A 1,016-nucleotide genomic window follows, 5' to 3' on the forward strand; every position below is an offset into this window, starting at 1 on the left:
CCACAGCACCCTGCGACCGTATCCTCGCCGGCGCTCTTCCCTTCCAGATCAGCCCGCGCATCGCCGAGGACCGTGTAGACCTCCCAGCGCTCGTCCCCCGGCCCCGTCACCCAGACCTTGTCCTGCACGGCATAGCAGCAGGTCGTGTTCTCCTCGACATCCGTCGCGAGCCCCTCGCCCGCAAGCCGCGCCGTGGCGGCGGTCACCTGCTGCGTGTCCTCCACCTCGACGCCGAGGTGGTCGAGCAGCGTCGGCGCCTGTGCGTCCGTGCCCTCGATCAGCACGAGCTTGAGCGGCGGCTGCTCGACGGCGAAGTTGGCGTAGCCCGGCCGCCGCTTGGCGGGCTCGACGCCGAACAGCCTGCTGTAGAACGCGATCGAGCCTTCGAGGTCGGCGACGCGCAGGGCGAGTTGGACGCGGGACATGGCACACGCTCCCTTGAGCTTCGAGTTCGACCTTCACGCTTGATTAGATGAACGTCGATGTAGCCTCAGCTTGCCTCCTGTATCGATGACTGTCAACATAGATGCATGTCGAACAAGGAGCTCCCGGCCCTCGACGTGCTCGCCCCCGCCTGCTGTTCCCCGATGGTGCGCGAGCCGCTGACCGAGGCCGACGCCGTCGATCTGGCGCACGTCTTCAAGGCCCTGGCGGACCCGATCCGCCTGCGCCTGTTCTCGCTGATCGCCTCGTTCGAGGGCGGCCAGGCGTGCGTCTGCGACCTGACCGGCCCCTTCGACGTGTCCCAGCCGACCATCAGCCACCACCTGCGCGTTCTGCGCGAAGCCGGCCTCGTGGACAGCGAGCGCCGCGGCACCTGGGTCTACTACTGGGTGCTCCCCGACGCGCTGGCCCGGCTGTCTTCGCTGCTCGCCCCGGCTGCCGCGACCCCCGCGACGACCGCCGCGCTCACCTCCGCTCCGGCCGCCGCGAGCCCCGCCGCAGTCGTCACGCCCACCCCGGCTGCGACCGCCGCGACCCCCGCCGCATGACGACGCCCACGCCACTGCCGGTAT

At 70.2% G+C, this 1,016-nt stretch carries 2 protein-coding genes; one reads left to right on the plus strand and one right to left on the minus strand.

The features are described from left to right. Positions 1-425: ArsI/CadI family heavy metal resistance metalloenzyme (locus KDL01_RS41375; RefSeq protein ID WP_212534186.1), on the minus strand; the 425-nt coding region annotated here is incomplete at its 3' end. Between the two features lie 105 nt (positions 426-530). On the opposite strand from KDL01_RS41375, the gene KDL01_RS41380 reads away from it, so the two are divergent. After that, the gene (locus tag KDL01_RS41380) at positions 531-992 is read left to right on the plus strand and encodes an ArsR/SmtB family transcription factor (RefSeq protein WP_212534187.1); all 462 of its coding nucleotides are present in this window, start codon (positions 531-533) and stop codon (positions 990-992) included. Positions 993-1,016 lie beyond the last annotated feature (24 nt).

Origin of the sequence: Actinospica durhamensis, assembly GCF_018139695.1 — a bacterium.
Classification (GTDB): domain Bacteria; phylum Actinomycetota; class Actinomycetes; order Streptomycetales; family Catenulisporaceae; genus Actinospica; species Actinospica durhamensis.

Coding starts and splice junctions, on each gene's coding strand:
- KDL01_RS41380 (WP_212534187.1), top strand. CDS start 531: ATGTCGAACAAGGAGCTCCCGGCCCTCGACGTGCTCGCCCCCGCCTGC.